Origin of the sequence: uncultured Aquimarina sp. (genome assembly GCF_947492115.1) — a bacterium.
In the GTDB taxonomy this organism is placed as follows: domain Bacteria; phylum Bacteroidota; class Bacteroidia; order Flavobacteriales; family Flavobacteriaceae; genus Aquimarina.
The window spans coordinates 956,504-981,086 of record NZ_CANLMM010000001.1; the positions used below are offsets into that span (position 1 = coordinate 956,504).

Here is a 24,583-nt window from a genome sequence, read left to right on the forward strand (position 1 = left end):
TTAGAATTTCTAAGAGGTTCATAAAGGTTATTTTGTTTGTTTTAGTATGTAACTATACATTAAATAGAAAATGCATAACATCTCCATCGTTTACCACATATCCTTTACCTTCTATCCCTAATTTTCCAGCCTCTTTTACCTTAGCTTCGCTACCAAAAGACACATAATCTTCGTATTTAATTACTTCAGCACGAATAAATCCTTTTTCGAAATCAGTATGAATTACTCCTGCCGCTTGAGGTGCAGTAGCTCCTATTGGAATTGTCCAAGCTCTTACTTCTTTAACACCTGCAGTAAAATAAGTCTGTTGATTTAGTAATTTATACGCTGCTCTAATTAAAACAGAAGATCCAGGCTCTTCTAATCCCATATCTTGAAGAAACATTTGTCTTTCTTCGTAATCTTCGAGTTCTGTGATATCCGCTTCTGTTCCTACTGCGAGAATAATTACTTCAGCATTTTCAGAAGCCACTGCTTCTTTTACACGTTTTACGTGATCATTACCCTCTACTGCAGCTCCTTCATCAACATTACAAACATATAATACTGGTTTATCAGTTATAAACTGTAAAGGTTTTACATACGCTAGATGATCATCTTCAGAAACATCTACAGCTCGTACAGATTTACCTTCTTCTAAACCTTCTTTTAATGCTAAAAGAACAGACTCTTCCTTTTGTGCCTCTTTATTACCTGTTTTTGCAGCACGCTTTATTTTATCTAATTTCTTTTCTAAAGTTTCTAAGTCCTTTAGCTGTAACTCTATATCTATAGTTTCTTTATCTCTTATAGGGTCTATTGAACCATCAACATGTACAATATTATCATTATCAAAACAACGAAGTACATGAATTATAGCATCCGTTTCTCTTATGTTTCCTAAAAACTGATTCCCTAGACCTTCACCTTTACTTGCTCCTTTTACCAATCCAGCAATATCTACAATCTCTACAGTAGCTGGTATCACTTTTTCCGGATTGACAAGCTCTTCAAGTTTTTTTAGTCTTGGATCTGGTACATTTACAACACCAATATTAGGTTCTATGGTACAAAAAGGGAAATTAGCACTTTGTGCTTTTGCATTAGACAAACAATTAAAAAGTGTTGATTTCCCAACGTTAGGCAATCCAACTATTCCTGCTTTCATATTTTTCGTTATCTAGGAACAAAAGTATTTGTTCAAATTTTTAAGTGTGCAAAGATAATGGTATTAAGGCATAGTAAACAAATACTAAAGAAATAGATTCTCACAAAATAATCGTGAAATAATAGCTACTAACACAAAAGCGAAATTTTTAATAAAAAATACGGTAATCAAAAGTTTTGAACTTTTTGTATTTTTAACTCACTAAATGATTAACCTATGAAAGTATATAAGAAAGTAACATTATTGATACTTTTATTTTCAGTTTTTATTGGATACACACAATCTGAAGATAAAAAGGAGAAAAAAGAAGAAACTGCAGAAACTAAACCCAAAGAAAACTCTTCTGAAGAAATTGTCACAAAAACGATACGTATAAAAGGTGCTAATGGAGAAGAAAAAGTTATTACCGAGCAACAGATAATTACTAAAAAGAGTGAACTAAAATTGAATCCAGATGAAGAAGATGAGGATACAAATAGAACTGCTGTATATTCTCCTCAGACCGTTTCGATAAAAAATGCGGGTAAGACATCCTCTGAGAAATTATATAGTAGTATTCCAAATGGTTCTGGTTACATCTTTACAATAATAGACGAAAACGGAGAAAAAATGTTGAAAGCTCGTCCCTTATCTAATGGTTACTATTTGGTAAACTTTGGAAATGACAATAATTGCTTAGGGCATTTTGATGATGCGAAAAACCTGATTTTAGAGACTTATGATTCTGCATCCGATTCAATTGTATCTACAAGCTATAAACTGAAATAAATTATTATTCAGAAATGATAAATATAAAAAGATCGCCTAAATTGATATTTAGACGATCTTTTTTTAGTCTTAATCTTTACCTTAGTTATCAGGAGATACAACCAAGTCTCTAATTAGTACTTGACCATACACATTAGAACTTTCATGACTACTACTAGTAGATTGCAAATAACAACCTGCTTTAAAATAATTTTCATTAGCATTTCCAATATCAACAGATTCAAATAGTTCCTCTATTCTATTACCATTGTTATTTAAATTGTATAGCCTAACCACACCATTCCTCATAGTTAACTCGAAATAATACTCAGTATCCATCTGCATATTAAAATTGATAGTTCTTCCGCTTCCTTCAATCTCTTCGGTTACATATCCCAAAATTCTTAAATCCACTGACCCAGAATTTTGTCCAGAACTTCCTTGTACCTGAACCCTAATTACATCATCATAGAAATCATCACGTTCGTGAATCTGACCAAAAGCTAATTTACCAGACGGTGGTAAATCTTCTATTTTAAATCTCCATTTCATAGAATGTTCTGTATTTGTATTACCATTCCAATAATTGTCTCCTCCATTTATGACTTCTCTAAGTTCTGATCTTGGATTAGAAGATCCTCCAGATGTTGGATTACCAGGATAACATCTAAAAGCTGCAAATCCATCCTTCTCAAAAAAGAAATGACTTTCTGCTTTACTGGCATTATCTGCATAATTCAATCCATTATCGTTGCTTCCTACATTTAGATTACCACTAAAACCATTAAGCTTCCATCCATTTCCAATAATTGCTGCTGCTGTATTTCCTGGAGGAGGTGGTGGCGGTGGATCTATTGTACCTCCAACTTCCGTAAAAAACCATTTCTGATTATTTGATCCGTTATATGCATACTGATCTACATTACTACCATTAGAACTACCAGTAACTCTTAAGCTTTTTCCACTATCTCTACTTTTAATTCTAAAATATCCATTTCCTACAGAAATAATTTGCCATTGTTGATGCGTTGTTCCTTGATAAGCCCATTGTTGCACGTTAGCTCCATTAGAATTACTTCCTCCTGCAACTTCTAATGATTTACCGCTATCTACACCTTTGAATCTTACATAACCATTGCCAACTGATAGTATCTCCCATTGTCTGTGAGTTCCAGAAGTATTAGCATCTGTTCCCCAAACCTGTAGATTCGCGCCATTGTTATTGCTTTTTCCAGCAATATCAAGAGTGCGTCCATTATTCAAGTTTTTGATTGTATAAATCTTCCCTACTACTGGAGTAGCTTTGGTATCTAATTCCTCATCTTTGATAAGTGAATCATCAGCATCAATGAATTCCTCATTCTCGCAAGAAACTCCTGTTAACACTAGCATAACAACTAGTAAAGATCTAAACAAATAGTGTAAATGATACACTTCCCTTTTTTCACAAAATGTTTTCATAATGATTGTTTTGAATTGTTGATAGAATTTGTGTTAAAATTTTGGTTACCCAAAAAAATAATTGGTCAACCAATTTAGTTATTGCAATATTAACGAATAATTATACCAACTCAAACGATTTCGTAAAAAAATATATAACTTATTTTAAGTATTGCTAAAATATTAACTAAACAAATACCATATATACATATTTTGCGAAGCAAAAAACATAATATCATATTGCCGCACTTATCGCGTAAGATTAAAACAATCAACAAAAAAGGGAAAGAGCACCATAAATAAAATTAGTTATCTGGTGATACTAATAAATCTTTGACCAATACCTGACCGTAATCGCTAGACCCATCATGACTACTACTTGTAGATTGTAAATAACAACCAGCTTTAAAATAGTTTTCATTAGCATTACCGATATCTATAGATTGAAATAACTCTTCAATTCGATTTCCATTATTATCTAGGTTATATAAAGTAACAACTCCATTACTCATGGTTAGTTCAAAATAATACTCAATATCCAAACGCATATCAAAATCAATTGTTCTTCCTTCACGATCCTCAACTTTTTCTGTTACATATCCAAGTATTCTCAAATCCACTTCTCCTGAACTCTGTCCTGCATCTCCTTGCACTTGAACTCGTATAACATCATCATAAAAATCGTCTCTTTCATGGATTTGACCAAAAGCTAATTTCCCAGAAGGCGGTAAATTTTCTACTTTAAATCTCCACTTCATAGAATGCTCAGTATTTGTATTCCCGTTCCAATAACCATCTCCACCGTTTATCACTTCTCTTAACTCAGATCGTGGGTTACTAGATCCTCCAGATGTTGGATTCCCTGGATAACACCTAAATGCTGCATATCCATCTTTCTCAAAGAAAAAGTGACTTTCATTTTTACTTGCATTATCTGCATAATCCAATCCATTATCACTACTACCAATTGCTAGAAAACCAGAAAATCCATTTAATTTCCATCCTGGTCCGATAATACTAGCTGCTGAGCCTCCTGGTGGTGGACCTTGCGGTGTTGCATTTATAACTTTACTGGCAGAAACATTACCAGAATTATCTACCGCGACTACAGTAAATGAATAAGAAGTGCCGTTACTCAAGTTATTAATCGTAGCACTTTCTCCAAAAGAAATTACCTCACCACCATCATAAGTAATTCGTACACTATTGAAATCAGAATCTTGAGGATTATTCCAATTTAAAACTACAGAACCATTTCTAGCTACCGCATTTAACTCCGATACTGGTCCGGGAGGAATTGTATCATCGTTTCCGTCCTCTTCTTTTCCATAAATTTCCGTTTCAATAATACTATTCCAGCTATTTTTAGAATTACCAAAACTAGATATTCTTACGTATCTAGCGTCAACATCATCAAAATCAAAAGTTTCTAACCCTTCTGTTGTCCCACTACTTCCCGTAGTTTTTGCATTATATACAGTTTGTAAAGAAGATGTAGAATTACCCACTCTAATTTGAAAATATGCTTCTCTTTCATCTCCTTTAAACCAAGCTATTTTTAAACTTGATACTGTTTTAATAGCACCTAAATCATAAGTAATATATTTACCTTTATACCCATTGGATGACCATCTTGATTCCGTATTTTCAACGATACCATCAACCGTATTTTCTGGTCCATATCCAATTTGATTTCCATTGGCAGAAATACTAATTGGTACTATCTGACCTGTAGCTACTGGCCCATCTATCAAAGTACTTTTAAGTGTAAAATCATCAAAACGGACATCTCCACTATTTCTTATTCCTAATATAGTCACTGAAGAATTACTACCACTGTTAAAGTTAATAGCAATCTCTTCAAAATCGTTTGTATCAAAATCAATTGATTGTCCACCTACAGAAAGTTTGCCATCTCCGTTAACCCAAGCTTTAAGGATATAGTCTGTATTTTGACTTACATCAACCGTTTGTTCTATTTTGCCAGATGAACTCGTTACTTTTCCAGATTTTATACCTGAATTTCTATCACTTGAGATAGCATAATTTTCAGAATCTCCCCAATTAACTTCTCCAAGTTCGAATCCAGGGTTTTGAATTGGTATGGAAACCTTTATTTCCGAATCACCCTTAATAGTTTCTAGTAGCTCGCTGTCAAATTCTTCATTTGTACAGCTTACTATTGGAAAAAATAATATTGCAATAAATAACGAAAAAAGAGACCTTTTTCTAATAATAAATGTTAGTTTCATTGTAAATGATTGTTTTTAAAATGTTTACGTTTTTAAATTATAAATAAAAATAAATTGGTTATCCAATCGTATAATTGGTCAACCAATTTATTTTGCAATAATACCTCCGAGAAAAGAAGTATTCCTAATTTAAGATGGGGAAATTCCCCTAATTATTAAAAGATTAACATACCTCAGATACTTTGTTAAAATAAACAAAACAGTAGGTACTTAATCGCCAAAACCTATAATCAGGTTTTGAAAGTGAAAATAACAAGTACTTTATTAAAGTTTTAACCGTAACATCTATATGCGTGCTAAAAAATAGTATTCGTAATTATCTAGATAGTATTCGTTTGTACATATTGTTTAAAAAAACTCCAAAAAATAAAACAGTAAACAACCAATCTTTAAAATCACTGTTCTTTCACCAACTTTTCTTTCCTGTAAATCCAGATTTGTACTAATTTTTATAATGTTTTTATTAACAAATCAAAAAACCAAAATCTAAAAATAAACTGCTAAAAACTAGTATTAATTCTAAATAAAGCTTAAAAAATTAAAGATTTATCTATTTAACCTATCTCAGAGAAATTGGAAGAGAAAAAATCCCCCTAAAAAAAATTTAATTAAAGGCGATATCCTTTGTTAATATTGATTTATTACTATCTTTATTTTTACCAATTTAATTATTATTTACATGAAAAAGCTCACACTCATCTTAGGGATGCTGTATGCCAGCATTTCTTTTTCTCAACTTCAAGTAACAGGTACTGTAACCGATACAGATGGCACTCCCTTACCTGGAGTTAACATCCTTGAAAAAGGAACAAATAATGGGGTCATTACTGATTTTAATGGAACTTACACTATAGAAGTAAATCCTGACGGGGTTTTAGTTTATAGTTTCGTAGGTTTTGGATCTAAAGAAGTGCCCATAAACAACCAGTCTACTATTAATGTAACTTTATCCAGTGGTTCTGAATTAGACGAAGTATTGCTAGTTGGTTCTCGAGCATTGCCAAGAAGTAACACTACTTCATCATTACCTATTGATGTTTTAGCATCTAAAGAGCTAGCATCTACTGGTCAGGTAACTTTTGACAAAGCCCTCCAATATAAGATTCCATCATTTAACACGGTTCAAACTCCGGTTAACGATGCAACTTCATTATTAGACCCTTATGAAATAAGAAATATGGGACCAAGTAGGACATTGATTCTTATCAACGGAAAACGTAAAAACCTGAGTGCTCTTTTATATACTCAGACTTCTCCTGGTCGAGGAGAAACAGGTTCTGATATTTCTGCAATACCAACAGATGCAATTAAACGAGTAGAAATATTAAGGGACGGTGCTTCTGCACAATATGGTTCGGATGCGATTGCAGGAGTTATGAATATTATTCTAAAAGACAATCCTAATGATGGTTCTGCTACTTTAAGAACCGGTATAACATCTGAAGGAGATGGAGAAACGATCGGTATCAGTTTAAATAATGGAGCTACTATCGGAGATAATAAAGGCTTTTTTAATTATACTGTAGATTTTTCTAAAGTAAACTTAGCCAATCGTCCGGGAACAGTTGATGCTGATGGAGAATTTAATGATTTTGTATTTGTAGATCCAAATCTTCCTGATGGAACCCCTAAACCAGACGCGGCAAATATAGCTATTGGAAATACCTTAGGACGAACTTCTGTAGACAACTTTTTAAGTCAGTTTCCTGATGCTGGAAATATCAATGGATCTCCCGAAACATCTGCTGCAAAATTCTTAGTGAATGGAGGGTATGACATTAATGAGAACACTAATATATATATGAATGCTGCCTATGTATATAAAAAGGTAAACAGTTTTGCGAATTATAGAACTCCCTATTGGAGACGTGCAGAAGCATTCAACCCAGATGATGTAGATGGTGTTGACTTCTTCTCTTACCTTAATGATTTCTTTCCAAATGGTTCTAATGGAGAATATATAGGATATCTTCCAACATTCGAAGGAGATTTAAATGATTACAATGCTACTATAGGATTTAAAACCAAAAAGAATGGTTGGAACTTTGATCTAAGCTACACTACTGGAGGTAACTCTCAAGATTATAGCGTAAATAATTCTCATAACCGTAATTCTGTTTTATCACCTTCAACTTGGGTGGATGCAAACGATAACGGAGTTGTAGATCCAGGAGAAATCACGGAAGGATCTGAATTATATCAAGAAAATAGTCCGATATCCTTTGATCCAGGAGGAACAAAGTTTACACATAGTGTAGGTAATATAGATATTGCTAAGCTCATTACTGATCAAATTAGTATTGGTGTTGGAGCAGAATTTAGAACAGAAACATTCGAAATTATTGAAGGAGATCTTGCTTCTTATGATGGTGGTGGAGCCGATTCTTTTGCGGGAAACAGACCTGAAAATTCTGGAAAATTTAACCGTTATAACTTTGGTGGATATCTCGACATCTCTGCTGATATTACTGAAGATTTCTTGGTAAATGGAACAATTCGTTTAGAGGACTATAGTGATTTTGGAGAAGCCTTTGTTTGGAAAATTAGTAGTCGTTATAAGTTCTTAGAAGATAAATTTACAGTAAGAGCATCTTTATCTACAGGTTTCCGAGCTCCTACGCTACATCAAATTTATACACAGAGAGCTCAATTCAGTTTCATTCCAGGTCAGGGAATTCAGGTTGGAGGATTAATTAATAATGTTTCTCCGCAAGCCAGACTTTTATCAATCCCTCAATTAGATGCTGAAGAGTCTACAAACTTTACCATAGGTTTCGGCGCAAAGATCAATAAGAACATCAATATAACTGTAGATTATTACAACATACAAGTGGATGATCGTATAGTTCTGAGTACCGAAATTGGAGCTACAGATGCAGGAAATACACCATTAGATGACGTATTACAAAATAATAATCTATCTGATGTTAGTTTCTTTGTAAATGCAATTGATACCAGAACTTCTGGAATCGACGTTGTTGCTAATTATAGAAATATCGGTATTGGTCCTGGAAAACTTAATTTTAGTTTATCAGGAAATTACGTGATTCAAAATGAAAGAGATGGTGCTGTAAACAACCCAACATTGGTAGCTGATGCAGGTCAATCCGTTGTAAATGATACCCAAGAAGCGCTATTCTTTACTTCGCGTCCAGAATTTAAAGCCATTCTTGGTGCTAACTATGATATTGGAAAATTTAATTTCTCTTTAAATAATACACTATTCGGTCCAACTAAATTTAGAAATCAAGGATTACAGGATCTAGAATCTTTAGTAGGTGGTGATCCCGCTGATAGTGATGGTGGTTCTGATTTAAGCGTTGAATTTAAAACAAAAATAGTTACAGATCTTGGTATTAATTATAATGCTACAGATAATATTACCGTAGCACTAAACATTAATAACATTTTAAATGTACTACCAGAATGGGAATTTAAATCATTAACTCCCACAGGAGATGCTGTATTAAATAATCCAGATGCTGAGAAAACAGCTTTTAACCTTATTACATTTAATGGAAGATATTCACAAATGTCATATGATGGTTATCATTTCAGTCAGCTTGGAACCCTGTTCAATTTGTCTTTGAATTATAAATTCTAAATCGTGTTCAAAAATCTATCGTTTATTGATAAATTTTGAATACCTATAATTTTAAAAACCTTAGAGAAATTATTCTCTAAGGTTTTCATTTACTTCAGTAATAAAATTATCTGGATTATTTCTTTTGAACAATTTGTAAACACATGAAAATTCATAATACTAATCTAAATACACTTACATGAAAAAACTCACTCTTATTTTATTTGGGCTAATCACTGGCATGACTTTTAGCCAAAAAATTATTACTGGAACAGTTACTGATGTTTCGGGTACCCCAATACCCTTTGTTAATATTTTAGAAAAAGGTTCCGACAAGGGTACTACCACAGATGATAATGGTAATTACACCATCGCAGTAGATGAAAATGCCGTATTGGTATTTAGTTTTGTAGGGTTTCAGACTCAAGAAATTTCCGTAAGCAACCAAGAAAAAATAGATATTACCTTATTAGAAGGAGAAGCTTTAAGTACTATTGTAGTTGTTGGTTCCAGAAGCCCTAAAAGAACCGCTACAGATACTCCTGTTGCCGTTGACATTATTGATATGCAAGATATTGTTACTAAAAGTGGTAAAATAGAAATCAATGAATTACTACAATATTCAGCGCCTTCTTTTAACGCCAACAAACAATCAGGTTCTGATGGTGCAGATCATATTGATCCTGCTAGTTTAAGAGGTTTAGGTCCTGATCAAACTCTGGTTCTTATTAATGGAAAAAGAAGGCACTCTTCCTCACTTATTAATATTTTTGGTACAAGAGGAAGAGGAAACTCTGGTACTGATCTTAATACGATTCCTGCCACATCCATCAAAAGAATTGAAATTTTAAGAGATGGTGCAGCGGCACAATATGGATCCGATGCCATCGCCGGTGTGATCAATATCGTACTTAAAGATAATATAGATAAACTTAGTGGAAGTATTAGCTACGGAGCTTATAACACAAATGCTAAAGGAGATTTTCCTGAAGGAACCCCAAATACTGATGGAAATCGATTAGATACAGAAAACGATGGAAATCGCATAGGAGAAGATAAGGATTTTGATGGAGGATCGGTAAAGGTAACTGCTAATTATGGAGTAGGTATTGGAGATAAGGGTTATATCAACTTTACCACAGAATACTTAAGTAAGAATAAAACACTTAGACCTGGATTTGATTTTAGACGAGGATTCGGAGAAGCTGCAATCGATGGTTTTAATTTCTTTGCTAATGCAAATATCCCATTATCCCATAAAACAGAATTATATGCTTTTGGAGGTAGAAACTACAGAGATACCGATGCATTTGCTTTTACCAGAAACGGTGGTGAACGCGTGGTCACCGAAATTTATCCAAATGGCTTTACGCCAAGAATTACTTCAAATATTATTGACAATTCTGTTTCGGGAGGTATTAGAACAGAAACTAATAATGGTTGGAAAATTGATCTTAGCAATACCTGGGGAAAAAACAATTTCCATTACTTCATAGAAGGAACTTTAAATGCCTCCTTGGAAGAAAACTCACCAACAGAATTTGATGCAGGAGGACATAGCTTAAGTCAAAATACACTTAATTTAGATTTTTCTAAATACTATCCAAAAGTATCAAAAGGTTTGAATATTGCATTAGGTGCTGAGTATAGAACTGAGAATTTTATCATTTTTGCAGGAGAAGAAGGTTCTTATGCGACTTATGACACGAATGGATTACCTATTATAGATCCTGCCACTCAAACACAACCTATTGATCCCGATAGTGGTCAACCTAGACCTGGAGGGTCACAAGGATTTCCTGGGTACAGTCCTGCAAACGAAGTAGATCGATCTAGATCCAATCTATCTCTATATGCAGATGCAGAATTGGATATTACAGATGCATTTCTTTTGGCTGGAGCCGCAAGATTTGAGAACTATAGTGATTTTGGAAGTACCATAAATGGGAAGCTTGCTTTAAGAGTAAAAGCAACTGAGAATATCAATTTTAGAGGTTCAGTTAGTTCTGGATTCCGCGCTCCATCATTGGCACAGATTTATTATAATCTTAGATTTACAGATTTCCAAGGAGGTGTAGCTTCAGAAACACTATTATCTCCTAACAATAGTCCAGTTACTGCTTCTTTTAGAATTGATCGTTTAAAAGAAGAAACTTCGGTAAATGCTTCGGTTGGAGTTACTGCTAAGCTTGGTGATTTTTCAGCTACTGTAGATGGTTATTACATAGATATCAAGGATCGTATCGTACTTACGGGTACTTTTGAAGCCACTGATATTGATAATGTAAATGAAGCTCAGTTTTTTGCAAATGGAGTTGATACTGAAACCGTGGGTATGGATGTCGTCTTATCTTGGAAGTCAAACTATACTTTTGGGACATTATCAGCACTACTAGCAGGAAACGTAAATAATATGTATATCACTGCTGTAAATACCGATTTAGATCCAGATATATTCTTTGGAAAAAGAGAACAAGGATTTTTACTGGCTTCAGCACCAAGAAGTAAATTTGCTTTAAATCTGAATTACAACACTGAAAAATTCAATGCGGGTCTTGGTTTAACCAGATTTAGTGAAATTACATTGGTAGATTTTGATGATAATGATGATGTCTACGGAGCTAAAATAACTGCTGATCTCACTTTAGGTTATGAACTTACCGAACAACTAAAGCTTACCATTGGAGGAAATAATATTACTAACGAATATCCTGATCAACAAGATGATTTAACAGAAGCCGGTGGATATTGGGACGCTGTACAAATGGGATTTAGTGGAGCTTACTATTATGCTAGATTAGACTTTAATTTTTAAAATAACTTTGGTCACCTTAAATGAACTAATCAATTTAAGGTGACCATTTTAATAGTATGCTTAAAAGGTTCTCAAAACATTGTCAATTGTACTTTGATACAATTCAAACTCATTAAGATTATTATGAGCCCCTCCTTCAATTACAATCATTTTTTTATTGGAAGATACAATACTATTAAATAATTTTTCTCCCAACGAAAATGGCACTACCCTATCTTTTGTACCATGATAAATGGTAATATTACAAGTAACACTCTTAATGAACTGATCTGATGGAAATTTAAATTTTAAAAGAGCATTTACTGGAAATATTGGAAACCAATACGAAGTTACATCTTCCATGGAACTAAATGGGGTTTCCAAAATTAAATTACCAGGTTGATTTTGTGCTGCTATTTTGGTTGCAATTCCAGTACCCAACGAACGACCATAAATGATAATCTTGTCTTCAGCATATCTATTATTTACATATTCATAAAATAATTGTGCATCAGCATATAGTAGTTGCTCTGTTATAGTTCCATGATTCTTACCGTATACACGATAATCCATAATAACTACGTCATATTGTTTCTCTACAAAAAAAGTAGCAATCTTCCCCCATCTTTTCAAACTTCCTCGATTACCATGAAAGTAGAGAATCACACCTTTTGGATTTTTGGTTTTAAAATGTAATCCATTTAGCTTTAAATTACCTTCTGCAGTGATAAAGAATTCCTCAAAATCATGATCAAATTGATATTGATAATCCAAAGAAAGCTTTTCTGGTTGAAAAATAATTTTATGCTGAAAAAAGTATAATAAAACAATAATCAGTAGATATACAGATACTATCCAAAATAAAACCTTTTTAAGCTTGGACATTAACTCCTTTTTTGGCATGTTGTACACCAATACTAGTGTTAGAAAGATTGATTTTTCTCATTTTGGAATTAATAATCTCCCCTAACATTTTATGGTACGATTCAAAATTATTAAGATTCTTATGTCCACCACCAATTACTGTATATAATCGGGTTAGTTTTGGTTTAATTTTAGAAAGTTTGATACTGGATTTAAAAGGAATTAATCTATCGTGTGTTCCATGGATAATATGGATTGGGCAATTGACATACTTTAACCATTTATAAGTAGGAATTGGATATCTCATAATCAAAGAGACAGGCATAAATGGTATATATTTAGCAGCTACTTTACTTAAACTATAGTACGGTGCATCTAGTATCAACATCTTTGGATTATTAATAGAAGCTAATTTCGCTGCGAAACCAGATCCCATAGAACGTCCATATAAAATGATATATTTTTCATCTACCTGTTCTTTTAGCTTGTTATAAACAAATTGCAAATCTCTTTTTAGTGCTTTAAAAGAACGTCTTCCTGTACTTTTTCCAAATCCTCTGTAATCTAACATACAAACATCGTATCGATGCCTCGTAAAATCCACAGCGAATTTACCCCAACCTTTAATACTTTTAGAGTTTCCTTTTAAATATAAAACAACTCCTTTAGGATTTTCAACTTTAAAATGAAGTCCATTTATAATAGCTCCATCTCTAGTTTCTAAATTATATTCTTCGACGATCTGATTATTGTAATGAAACTGAAAATCTTTATCTAACTTTTCTGGTTTAAAAATGAAGTATTCTTGCAAATAATATAAAGCAATACTAGCTACGATATAGCACGCAAGAATAATAATAGCTATGTATCCCCAATTTGGCATATTAGTATTCTTAAAGTATTTATAAGTATCTAATTTACAAAAAATTAAACTGATCGCATAAAAAATCCCGCCGAAGCGGGATCTTTACTTTTATCTAATGTTTTTATCTTCTTGCATCGTATATTCTAAAACGAACACCGACTCTTGCATAAAAATCAAAAAACTTACTGCCTCCAGTATTTATAATCTGAAGGTCATCATCTTTTAAGTTATCAGTAAAATCATTCATCACACCAGCTTCAAAAAAGATATCAAACATCTCTCCTATCATTTGAGAAAAACCAGCTCCATAGACACCTCCTATTACCAATTGTTCATAAGCTTCAGATTCTAATTCTACGCCAGAAATTTCGAAATTAGTATTTAATCTAAATGAGGGGCCAACATTTACAAAGGCTCTAAAGCGATCTTTTCCTCTACCGAATAAATATCTAAATTTAGGATTAAAACCAACCTGCAATGTTTTAGCATCACCTAACCCCTGAATTTCGCTAGAACGCTGAACAAGATCTAAAGAAAAAACGAAACTAGTTTTAGCTCTTACCCCCATGAGATATCCGTATCCGGCATTTAAATAAAAACCAGTTCCAACTTCAGTATCAAGATTATCAAGATTAAGTTTAGAAAAAGTTGGTCCTCCAGAAACTTCCCATCTATATTGTCCAAAAGAAGTAGCTGTAAAAGCCATAAAAAGTGTAAATAATAGTATTTTTTTCATAATTCTAGGTTTGGATTTGAGGTTAAATTCTTGACGAAAATAGTAAATTTTAAAAAATGTGTACAAAAAAACCTGTCTAAAGAGACAGGTTTTTCATTATCTTAATAATACTACTTGATTATTCTTTGTGCATAAAAGCTTGTTTCTGTAATAAAAACTCTTCAGTTTCAACGATATCTTCATCAGGAACACAACAATCTACAGGACATACTGCAGCACATTGAGGTTCTTCATGAAAACCTTTACACTCTGTACATTTATCAGGAACGATATAATAAATCTCATCACTTACTGGTTCCTGAGCTTCATCTGCATTCACAGCTTTTCCTCCAGGAAGTACAACATCTCCTTCTAAATCCGTACCATCAGCATATCGCCAATCATCCGCACCTTCATAAATTGCAGTGTTAGGGCATTCAGGCTCACAAGCACCGCAGTTTATACATTCATCTGTTATTATAATTGCCATAGCTCTTTTTTATTCTAAATTTGCAACACAAAAATAACTCGTAAACTAGTTATAAACAAATTACAAATGGTATTAAATGACCGAATTATCGCTTTTTCTGAACTAGGAAAGTTCTTGAGTCAATTCAAAAACACTGGTTATGAGAAGATTAGTAGCGTTAAACATAATGAGGATTTTTTTGATGGAATGATCCAAAAAATAGTATCTGCTAAGAATCATAATGGTTGGTTTACAGAAGAAAACATTTTATTTTCTTTAGAACAGTGGAGTACGTTATTAACCAAAGAAAATCTTGAAAAATGGTTATCACCTTACAACCTAGATAAAGTATCGACAAAAACAGTTGGAATTATCATGGCTGGAAACATTCCATTGGTAGGTTTTCATGATTTTATTTCTGTAGTAATTAGTGGACATAAGGTAATTGCCAAACAATCATCTAATGACAATCAACTTCTTCCCTATCTGGCTTCTTATCTGATTTCAATTCAACCCGAGTTAAAAGACTACATTTCTTTTACCGATGATAGAATTAAAGATTTTGACGCTATAATAGCTACGGGAAGTAATAATACAGCTCGTTATTTTGAACATTATTTCGGTAATAAACCTAACATTATTCGTAAAAACCGAAATTCTGTAGCTGTATTAACAGGTAATGAAACTAAAGAGCAACTAGCAGCACTTGGTAATGACATTTTTAGATATTATGGTTTAGGGTGTAGAAGTGTATCTAAAGTAATGGTACCATCGAATTATGATTTTGATTTATTCTTTAAATCGATATACGAGTTTAATGATATAATCAAGGGGGCCAAATACGCTAATAATTATGATTATAACAAAGCCGTATACCTAATGAGTAGTTTTAAATTGCTCGAAAATGGTTTTCTGATGCTAAAAGAAGATGAAAGTTATAGCTCACCAATAGCTACCCTATTTTATGAAAAATATTCCTCAAAAGAAGAGCTAGAAAGAAAATTTGAATCAGATAAAGAAGAAATACAATGTATCGTAAGCGATCAGTTCTCTGACGAGAGTATCGATTTTGGCAACACACAATCCCCTTCTCTATCAGATTACGCAGATAATATTGATGTTATTGAATTTTTAACAACAATTAGCTAAATAATTTATCATTTTGACAATGCATTTGTTTTAGATTATTAGCACCTTTGTGGTGTTTTTTCGAACTGGTTTAGACAACCAGAAAATAACAAGAAAAGTAACTATTAAAAATTATAAAAACTACTGATGAAAAAGCACAACTTTAGCGCAGGACCTTGTATTTTACCACAAGAAGTATTTCAAGAAGCATCCCAAGCGGTATTGGATTTTAACAACTCTGGGTTATCCATTTTGGAGATTTCACATCGTAGCAAGGATTTTGTTGATGTAATGGAAGAAGCCCGAAGTTTAGCACTAGAATTACTGGGCTTAGAAGGCAAAGGCTATAAAGTACTTTTTCTACAAGGAGGTGCTAGTACTCAGTTCTTGATGACCGCTTACAATTTATTACAATCAAAAGCAGGATACATCAACACAGGTAGCTGGAGTGACAAGGCTATTAAAGAAGCTAAAATATTTGGAGAAGTAATAGAAGTTGCTTCTTCTAAAGATGCTAACTACAATTACATCCCTAAGGGATATGATATTCCAAAAGGATTAGACTATCTACATTGTACAAGTAACAATACTATTTTTGGTACTCAGATAAAAGAGTTTCCTACAACTGATGCTCCTCTAATTTGTGATATGAGTAGTGACATTTTCTCCAGACAATTAGACTTCTCTCAATTTAGCTTGATTTATGCAGGTGCACAAAAAAACATGGGACCTGCTGGTACTACTCTAGTAGTAATCAAAGAAGATATACTGGGTAAAGTAGAAAGACAAATTCCTTCGATGTTAGACTATAATGTGCATATCAGTAAAGGAAGTATGTTTAATACACCTCCTGTATTTGCTGTTTACACTTCTATGCTTACACTAAGATGGTTAAAGAAACTTGGTGGTATCGCTGCTATCGAAGAAGAGAATGAGAAGAAGGCAAAACTTATCTATTCAGAAATTGACTTAAATCCTTTATTCAAAGGTTTTGCAAAAGAAGAAGATAGATCAACTATGAATGCAACTTTCTCTCTAGTAGAAGGAAATCTAAAAGAAACCTTTGATGCAATGTGGAAAGAAGCAGGTATTAATGGAGTTAATGGACATCGAAGCGTTGGTGGTTACAGAGCAAGTATGTACAACGCAATGAGCATGGAAAGTGTCGCTGCTTTAGTAGATGTTATGAGTGATTTAGAAAGAAAAGCATAACGGAATAAGCTCATAGTAATTAAAAGCTAAATTCTTAAATAAGAACTAAAAACTTAAAAAATCAAACCTTTACAATGAAAGTATTAGCAAATGATGGTGTATCACAAAGTGGTATTGATGCCCTTGAAAAAGCTGGATTCGAAGTGCAAACTACCACAGTTGCACAAGATCAATTAGTAGATTACATAAATGACAATGAAATTAATGTATTATTAGTTCGTAGTGCTACCAAAGTAAGAACGGATATTATTGATAATTGTAGTTCTTTAAAAATCATTGGTCGTGGTGGTGTTGGTATGGATAATATCGATGTTGCTTATGCACGCGAAAAAGGATTACATGTAATTAATACTCCAGCTGCGTCTTCTGGTTCGGTTGCTGAACTCGTATTCGCACACTTATACGGAAGTGTTCGTTTTTTACATGATGCTAATAGAAATATGCCTTTAGAAGGAGATAGTAAATTTAAAAACCTTAAAAAAGCATATGCAGGTGGTATCGAACTTAGAGGAAAAACGCTGGGTGTTATTGGTATCGGTCGTATTGGTCAGGCAACTGCCAAAATTGCTATTGGAGTTGGAATGAAAGTAGTAGCTTTTGATCCATTTATTGAAGAAGTGGATATCCCTCTAGAATTTTTCGACGGACAATCTGCAAACTTTAAACTGAAAACAGTTTCTAAAGAAGAAGTGCTTAAAAATGCAGATTTCTTAACATTACATGTTCCCGCACAAGAAGAATATGTTATAGGGAAGAATGAAATAGCTCAGATGAAAGATGGTGCTGGATTAATTAATGCTGCACGTGGTGGAGTAATTGATGAGGTTGCTTTGGTTGATGCTCTAGAAAAGGGTAAATTAAGTTTTGCAGGATTGGATGTATTCGAAAATGAACCTAAACCAGCAATAAAGGTATTAATGAATAATAAAATTTCATTAACTCCGCATATCGGTGCTGCAACAGGAGAAGCACAAGACAGAATAGGACAAGAACTAGCAGATCAGATCATCTCTATTCTGAAATAATATACTTACGATAAAATCTTGACAGAAACACCTTTATACTTGCTATAAAGGTGTTTTTTGTTGTTCATCGTCGAAAAACACCTTTCGTCTATTATTTACTGAAATAAACACAAGCCTAATCTCTGATCTTACTGATAAAAAATGTAACTTTAGAACACATAATAAAAATATATAAATCATGTCTGGAATTTTAGATCTTTTAAATAGTCCAATCGGAAAACAAATTATTAGCGGAGTAAGTAATCAAACTGGTCAATCTGCCGATAAAACTGGAAACTTATTAAGTATGGCTATGCCTGTGTTAATGGGTGCAATGCAAAAAAACGCATCTACTCCAGAAGGAGCTTCTGGTTTATTAGGTGCCTTATCAGGAAAGCACTCTGGAGGCAATATCTTAGATAACCTTGGAGGTTTATTTGAAGGTGGTGTTGAAGAAAGTGTAACGAATGATGGTGCGGGAATTTTAGGTCACATTTTAGGTGGTAAACAACCTGCTGTAGAAAACGCTTTAAGTCAAAAGTCTGGTATTGATGCAGGTTCTGTTGGACAAATTCTTAAAGTTGCTGCCCCAATTCTTATGGGAGTTTTAGGAAAACAAGCTGCTCAAAATAATGTTTCTGATGCTAATGGATTATCAAGTATGCTCGGTGGGATGCTTGGTGGAGGTCAAGGATCACAACAACAATCTTTAATTGAATCTTTCTTAGATGCTGATGGAGATGGTAGTATTTTAGATGATGTCGCTGGTATGGTGCTAGGTGGTGGTCAAAAGAAAGGTGGAATCGGAGGATTACTTGGTGGCCTTTTTGGAAAATAAAAAGAATATAATTTTCATATAATTAAAAGGAGTTTAGATAAGTTCTAAACTCTTTTTTCGTTTATAGTAAGAGGTAAGCTAAATTCACAAAAATGTTAAATACAAAAGCTTTTTAGTTAACTTTTTGTACTTTTTAACTATGGGAAAGATAAAAAATATTATTTATGTGAGTATCCTCTCCTTATTTATATATAGTTGTGCTACAACTAAGGGAAGAAGTCTTGATACCACCGCTACCAATACGACTTCGGACACGTTGCGAATTGCCAATGACGACCTAGAATATGAAATTATTATTATAGAACCAGGATTTAATACTTGGTTAGTTACTCAGAGACCAAGAGGGTATTATAATCAACAATTTTTGGAAATTAGAAATCGTCAATACGTAATCGAATACAACCAAAGAGTGATACAACCACAGCGTTTTAATCCCAATTTATATATCCAACAAATAAACTACGAGCAACATATCGATTACGGATACGAAGTAAACTATTTACTCTACAATTACTTCTTGTTTTTTGAACAGCGATATAACCAACGTTTTTTTGTAAGTAGAGGATAAAGGTTTTGGCGTAGAGAGTTTAAATCGTATTTTTGTGCTATGCAAAAATTCAAAGATCGCTGGGAAATTCAGGCTAACTGGCAATTAATTTTTCCCGTACTAGGAGTCGTAAGTTTATTATTCTCTTCATTCCTTTTGGCAAGAGGAATCATCTCCAATTTCTTTACGTTATCAGAAGACAAGGAACTTTTTATTATTACTATTTCTGTAATATCTTTACTGCTTTTTATAGTCCTATTGGTAATAACACTAAAACTATTCAAAGCGTTAGAAACTAGATGGAATGTTACGTATCGCTGGGAACTTATAGCCATCTTTATTGCTTTTGCAATTACTGGTTCTACCTCGGCTAGAATATCTGATCCGATTTTATCTTTGCTAGGTTTAAGCAAGGAAACAACCAATGGATGGATCTACTGGCCATTAAGAATTTTCTTAATATTCCCAATATACCAGGTAATTTTACTAATAGTCGGGTGGCTATTTGGTCAATTCAAATTCTTCTGGTGGTTCGAGAAAAAAATGCTTCGTAGAATGGGATTTGCTAAGTTTTTGAAAGACTAAGAAGGGTCTACCTCTATTACGTCTCCTTTAACTTTTTCTTTTTTTACAACATATGTATAAATCCACATCAGTGTAAATGTTGGAATAAAATCTAATCCTGGAAAACCTTCTTCAATCAAGGTAAAAAATCCTGCAGCCTTTCCTACTTTACCTTTATACATTTTAGTCATGAGCCATCCTGCTAAAGGAGCCCAAGCAATGTCTATTATCTCGGTAAAAGGAGGAAAAATGTAAGATAGCATTCCAATGGCATCAAATAAGATACTAAGTGCTAATTTTTTTGTTTTGTTTTCTGTCATGTACTATTATTTTGGGTTCTTTAATTTACACAAAATAAAGCAAATAGCATTCCAAAATGATATTATGCCAAATCGGCGGTTATTCATCTCAAAAATTCTGTTCTTGTTTCTATTTTATCAAACTGTCCTATAAATCCAGATGTAGTGGTTATTGAATTTTGTTTTTGTACTCCAAGGATCATCAGTAACTTTTATATTATATTCTTCAAACTTGTTATATGGTATCCGTACTAATTTTTATCTTATTTCAATTTACTCTTAAAAGTGTTTTGTAATTTACTTAGTTTGGGATTAATCACAAACTGGCAATAACCTTGTTCACTATTTTGATTATAATAATTCTGATGATAATCTTCTGCATTATAAAATGGGCCAAGCGGAGTTATTTCGGTAACAATTGGATTATTAAAAACACCTTCAGCATTTAAATAATCTATCATTTGTTGTGCTAGCTTGTGTTGTTCTTCATTTTCATAAAAAATAGCACTCCTGTATTGTGTACCTCGATCGGCACCTTGTCTATTTAGTGTAGTAGGATCGTGAGTTGCAAAAAAAACTTCTAATAACTCCCAAAAAGTAATCTGATCTGCATCGAATTCAATTTTTATAGCTTCGGCATGACCAGTTCTTCCTGTAGTAATTTCGCGATAAGCTGGGTTTTTAATAGTTCCTCCTATATATCCAGAAATAACTTTTTCCACTCCTTGCAAACGTTGAAAAACAGCCTCAGTACACCAAAAGCAACCACCAGCAAAAACAGCTGTATGTAAGTTATTATTTCCCATAATATTGTTAAAAAATAAGTATTGTTGAACGAATGTACATATATCGTAAACAGCTATGACGCTTTTTAACTTTTCATTAGTATGTCATTTATCTGTAAAGCATAGTTTTGCAAATAAGTCAAAAAAGTAAGGATTTTTTTACAAAATATGGAAAGAAACATACGCCCTATCTTAAGTGTGCTAATTTTACTGCATGCCTTTCACTTATTTGGTCAAGAAAAAAAACAAATTACTGCCCATAGAATATCTACTCCACCAAAAATTGACGGTATTTTAAATGACGATGTTTGGCAAAATATAGAGCCATCTGGAGACTTCAAGATGTGGCAACCCGGAAATGAAGGAACCATACCAGATAATGTAAGAACCGAAGTAAAAATGGCTTATGACGACAAAGCTGTATATTTTGCTGCCTATCTATATGATGATCAACCAGATAAAATCTTAAAACAGTTTAGTCAGAGAGATAATGTTTTTGCACAAGCAGATTTTTTTAATATTTCGATAAACACCTACAATGACGGGATTAATGAAACCCGATTCTTTATAACGAGCGCTGGAACGATTGGAGATGCTAGAGCTGATCAGTTTAATGAAGATTTTAGTTACAATGTAGTTTTTAGTGCTAAAATTTCCTATGATGACAAGGGATGGTATGCTGAGTTTAAAATTCCTTATAATGCCTTACGTTTCCCAGAAGTGGAGGTGCAGGATTGGAGTATTAACTTTTTTAGACGCTTCCAAAACAGAAATGAAACCCACTCCTGGAATTTTATTGATAATGAAGTAGGACAGCGTACGCAATACAACGGAATTGTAAAAGGAGTTAAAAATATCAATCCACCTGTTAGGCTTACTTTTTTTCCTTTTGTTCAAGGTTTGGTTTCTAGTACAGATGGGGAAACAGAAACTGATTTTAGCGCGGGCGTTGATGTAAAGTATGGTTTAAGTGATAGTTTCACTCTAGACGCTACTTTGATACCTGATTTTGGTCAAGCAGCATTTGACGAAGTTCGATTAAATTTGGGGCCTTTTGAGCAAACATTTGGAGAGAATAGGCAATTTTTTACAGAAGGAACCGAATTATTTAATAAAGGAAGAATTTTCTTTTCTAGAAGGGTTGGTAACGGGCCTACTGGTTTTGTCTCTGATGAAGATCTAAACGAGAATGAAGTTGCCGAAGATGCTCCTACAAAAGTGAATCTTTTAAATGCATTGAAAATATCAGGTAGAACCAAAGACAATCTAGGTATTGGTTTTTTTAATGCAATTACCGAAAAAACAGAAGTGCGAATTACGGATACTATAACCGGAGAACAGCGATCTAAGGTAGTAGAACCTTTAGCAAACTACAATATCTTTGTGCTAGACCAACAGTTTAATCAAAATTCTTCATTATCACTCATTAATACCAATGTTACCAGAAACGGAAGTGATTTTAGAGATGCCAATGTAACTGGACTGGTATGGAATTTGGCGAATAAAGCAAACTCTTATCGGTTAACAGGTAGATCTATTGTGAGTCAGGTGAATCTTCCTGGAGATAATATTGCTGGATTTAGATCAGAACTAGATTTTGATCGTATCAAAGGAAAATGGAGATATGGTTTTGGGCATGATCTCGCGAACACCACATTTGATATCAATGATTTAGGTGTGAATTTTAGAAATAATTTTAACAGCTTTAGAATAAGTACTTCTTATCAAATTTTTGAACCAACAAAAGTGTTTAACAACTACAGGATTAATCTTTTTGCCAGGCACCGAAGATTATATGATCCGAGTGTTCAAACATCAAACTCTCTCGGAGTAGATTGGTTTTTTGTTACTCGCGAACGTTTTGCTTTTGGTGGGTTTACCATTTATGATTCAGATACAGATGATTACTTTGAGCCTCGTGTAGATGGACGTTTTGTAACTTTCAGTGAAAACCTTGGAGTAAATATGTGGGTATCTTCTGATTATCGAAAAAAATTCGCGTATGATGTGCGTCTTTTCCATCGAAATTGGTTCGAAGATAATCAACAAACCTACAGTATGAATCTTTCTCCGCGATATCGTTTTTCGGATAAATTATTAATGATTTGGACTACTGACTATTCTATTCGCAAAAGAAATTTTGGATATATTGATAATAATGATACCGATGTGTTTTTAGGACAAAGAGACATTACTACTATCGAAAACTCATTAAGTGCTAGTTATAATTTTGATCCTTATAAAGCCATCAATCTACGTTTTAGAAATTTTTGGAGTACAGCTGATTATTCTGAGAATGTCTTCTATGTCTTAAATGATAACGGTAGTAGAACACAAATTGATTATGACACTTCTGACAATGATCCTAATACCAATTTCAATATCTGGAATCTTGATCTAAGTTTTAGTTGGAGATTCGCTCCAGGAAGTGAAGCTACCCTACTCTACAGAAATCAAATTTTTAATCAAGATCAACTTTCTACAATAAATTATTCAGAAAGTTTGGATAATCTATTTGCGCAACCTATACAACATACACTTTCTTTAAGAGTGGTTTATTTTCTTGATGTTAATAATTTAAAAGGTTCTTTTAAGGGATAATTTTGGCGATTTTTAGGATATTTAACTAATTTCACCATCTGTACAAATTGAACTGATGATAAAAGCCAAAAATATTCATAAGAATTATGGTGATTTACATGTATTAAAAGGTGTAGATCTTCATATCAAAGAAGGAGAGGTTGTTTCTATAGTTGGAGCTTCTGGAGCAGGAAAAACTACCTTATTACAAATATTGGGAACCTTAGATAGAGCCTCTGAAGTAAAAGGAAGTGATTTATCTATTAACAACAATATCATCAATTTTTTATCGGAAAAACAATTATCAAAATTCCGAAACGAACAACTTGGTTTTATTTTTCAATTTCATCAATTACTACCAGAATTTACAGCCTTAGAGAATGTATGTATTCCTGCATTTATAAAAAAAGTCCCTAAAGATGAAGCCGAAAAAAGGGCTAAAGAGCTTTTAGGTTTTTTAGGATTATCACATCGATGTGATCACAAACCCAGTGAACTATCAGGAGGAGAACAGCAACGAGTTGCAGTAGCCAGGTCATTAATAAACAACCCAAAAGTTATCTTCGCAGATGAGCCTTCTGGAAATCTGGATAGCGAATCAGCAGAAAACCTTCATAAACTATTCTTTAAACTTAGAGATGAATACGGACAGACCTTTGTGATCGTAACTCATAATGAAGAACTTGCTGATATGGCAGACAGAAAATTGGTTATGGTAGATGGTAAAATAGTTGATAAATCATAACCTTC

Annotated in this window: 20 protein-coding genes and 1 pseudogene; 11 read left to right on the forward strand and 10 right to left on the reverse strand. The window is 33.2% G+C overall.

Annotation, left to right across the window (positions count from 1 at the left end; genetic code table 11):
• Positions 1–52: 52 nt before the first annotated feature.
• Complete coding sequence (ychF, locus tag Q1A73_RS04300) at positions 53–1,147, reverse strand: redox-regulated ATPase YchF (RefSeq protein ID WP_299602046.1); 1,095 nt, start codon at positions 1,145–1,147, stop codon at positions 53–55.
• A gap of 216 nt (positions 1,148–1,363) precedes the next feature.
• Between ychF and Q1A73_RS04305 the strand changes: the two genes are divergently transcribed.
• Positions 1,364–1,915: a hypothetical protein gene (locus Q1A73_RS04305; RefSeq protein ID WP_299602049.1), complete on the forward strand. Its 552-nt coding sequence runs from the start codon at positions 1,364–1,366 to the stop codon at positions 1,913–1,915.
• An 81-nt stretch (positions 1,916–1,996) separates the two neighbouring features.
• Here Q1A73_RS04305 and Q1A73_RS04310 read toward each other — a convergent pair whose 3' ends face one another.
• The gene (locus Q1A73_RS04310; RefSeq protein WP_299602052.1) at positions 1,997–3,355 is read right to left on the reverse strand and encodes an RICIN domain-containing protein; all 1,359 of its coding nucleotides are present in this window, start codon (positions 3,353–3,355) and stop codon (positions 1,997–1,999) included.
• A 284-nt stretch (positions 3,356–3,639) separates the two neighbouring features.
• The gene (locus Q1A73_RS04315; protein WP_299602055.1) at positions 3,640–5,586 is read right to left on the reverse strand and encodes a polysaccharide lyase family 7 protein; all 1,947 of its coding nucleotides are present in this window, start codon (positions 5,584–5,586) and stop codon (positions 3,640–3,642) included.
• 679 nt (positions 5,587–6,265) lie between these two features.
• Here Q1A73_RS04315 and Q1A73_RS04320 point away from each other — a divergent pair.
• Positions 6,266–9,190, forward strand: coding sequence for a TonB-dependent receptor (locus tag Q1A73_RS04320; RefSeq protein WP_299602058.1), 2,925 nt, complete (start codon positions 6,266–6,268; stop codon positions 9,188–9,190).
• A 178-nt stretch (positions 9,191–9,368) separates the two neighbouring features.
• Positions 9,369–11,984, forward strand: coding sequence for a TonB-dependent receptor (locus Q1A73_RS04325; RefSeq protein ID WP_299602061.1), 2,616 nt, complete (start codon positions 9,369–9,371; stop codon positions 11,982–11,984).
• A 60-nt stretch (positions 11,985–12,044) separates the two neighbouring features.
• On the opposite strand, the gene Q1A73_RS04330 is transcribed toward Q1A73_RS04325, so the two are convergent.
• The 4 genes from Q1A73_RS04330 to Q1A73_RS04345 form a co-directional block, all read right to left on the reverse strand.
• Entirely contained in the window at positions 12,045–12,848 is an 804-nt protein-coding gene (locus Q1A73_RS04330) for an alpha/beta hydrolase (protein ID WP_299602064.1), read from the reverse strand.
• Entirely contained in the window at positions 12,835–13,710 is an 876-nt protein-coding gene (locus Q1A73_RS04335) for an alpha/beta fold hydrolase (RefSeq protein WP_299602067.1), read from the reverse strand. Before Q1A73_RS04335 ends, Q1A73_RS04330 begins: the two co-directional genes overlap by 14 nt.
• Before the next feature lie 103 nt (positions 13,711–13,813).
• Entirely contained in the window at positions 13,814–14,428 is a 615-nt protein-coding gene (locus tag Q1A73_RS04340; protein ID WP_299602070.1) for an outer membrane beta-barrel protein, read from the reverse strand.
• A 118-nt stretch (positions 14,429–14,546) separates the two neighbouring features.
• Positions 14,547–14,897 carry a 4Fe-4S dicluster domain-containing protein gene (locus tag Q1A73_RS04345; protein ID WP_219007555.1) on the reverse strand — a complete coding sequence of 117 codons (351 nt, stop codon included), beginning with the start codon at positions 14,895–14,897 and terminating at the stop codon, positions 14,547–14,549.
• A 66-nt stretch (positions 14,898–14,963) separates the two neighbouring features.
• On the opposite strand from Q1A73_RS04345, the gene Q1A73_RS04350 reads away from it, so the two are divergent.
• From Q1A73_RS04350 to Q1A73_RS04375, 6 genes are all read left to right on the forward strand, one after another.
• Positions 14,964–16,025 carry an acyl-CoA reductase gene (locus Q1A73_RS04350; RefSeq protein WP_299602078.1) on the forward strand — a complete coding sequence of 354 codons (1,062 nt, stop codon included), beginning with the start codon at positions 14,964–14,966 and terminating at the stop codon, positions 16,023–16,025.
• A 126-nt stretch (positions 16,026–16,151) separates the two neighbouring features.
• Positions 16,152–17,216 (forward strand): 3-phosphoserine/phosphohydroxythreonine transaminase, encoded by a 1,065-nt coding sequence (gene serC / locus Q1A73_RS04355; RefSeq protein ID WP_299602080.1) that lies wholly within the window; start codon positions 16,152–16,154, stop codon positions 17,214–17,216.
• Positions 17,217–17,290: 74 nt separating this feature from the next.
• The gene (locus Q1A73_RS04360; protein WP_299602083.1) at positions 17,291–18,241 is read left to right on the forward strand and encodes a D-2-hydroxyacid dehydrogenase; all 951 of its coding nucleotides are present in this window, start codon (positions 17,291–17,293) and stop codon (positions 18,239–18,241) included.
• A gap of 178 nt (positions 18,242–18,419) precedes the next feature.
• Positions 18,420–19,058, forward strand: coding sequence for a DUF937 domain-containing protein (locus tag Q1A73_RS04365; RefSeq protein WP_299602086.1), 639 nt, complete (start codon positions 18,420–18,422; stop codon positions 19,056–19,058).
• Positions 19,059–19,206: 148 nt separating this feature from the next.
• Positions 19,207–19,626: a DUF6146 family protein gene (locus Q1A73_RS04370; RefSeq protein WP_299602599.1), complete on the forward strand. Its 420-nt coding sequence runs from the start codon at positions 19,207–19,209 to the stop codon at positions 19,624–19,626.
• Between the two features lie 39 nt (positions 19,627–19,665).
• On the forward strand, positions 19,666–20,190 hold the full coding sequence (locus Q1A73_RS04375; RefSeq protein ID WP_299602089.1) for a DUF6787 family protein: 525 nt from the start codon (positions 19,666–19,668) through the stop codon (positions 20,188–20,190).
• Here the strand turns inward: Q1A73_RS04375 and Q1A73_RS04380 are convergent.
• The 3 genes and pseudogenes from Q1A73_RS04380 to msrA form a co-directional block, all read right to left on the reverse strand.
• Positions 20,187–20,489, reverse strand: a complete 303-nt coding sequence (locus tag Q1A73_RS04380; protein ID WP_299602092.1) for a hypothetical protein — start codon at positions 20,487–20,489, stop codon at positions 20,187–20,189. The genes Q1A73_RS04375 and Q1A73_RS04380 overlap by 4 nt on opposite strands.
• 83 nt (positions 20,490–20,572) lie before the next feature.
• Positions 20,573–20,674 (reverse strand): annotated as a pseudogene (locus Q1A73_RS04385) (GTP cyclohydrolase I FolE); the annotation flags it as partial.
• Positions 20,675–20,731: 57 nt separating this feature from the next.
• On the reverse strand, positions 20,732–21,274 hold the full coding sequence (msrA, locus tag Q1A73_RS04390) for a peptide-methionine (S)-S-oxide reductase MsrA (protein WP_299602096.1): 543 nt from the start codon (positions 21,272–21,274) through the stop codon (positions 20,732–20,734).
• A 147-nt stretch (positions 21,275–21,421) separates the two neighbouring features.
• Here msrA and Q1A73_RS04395 point away from each other — a divergent pair, with 147 nt between their 5' ends.
• Together Q1A73_RS04395 and Q1A73_RS04400 are read left to right on the forward strand one after the other, a co-directional pair.
• Positions 21,422–23,854, forward strand: a complete 2,433-nt coding sequence (locus tag Q1A73_RS04395) for a DUF5916 domain-containing protein (protein WP_299602099.1) — start codon at positions 21,422–21,424, stop codon at positions 23,852–23,854.
• Positions 23,855–23,909: 55 nt separating this feature from the next.
• Complete coding sequence (locus Q1A73_RS04400; protein WP_299602101.1) at positions 23,910–24,578, forward strand: ABC transporter ATP-binding protein; 669 nt, start codon at positions 23,910–23,912, stop codon at positions 24,576–24,578.
• Positions 24,579–24,583: the final 5 nt, after the last annotated feature.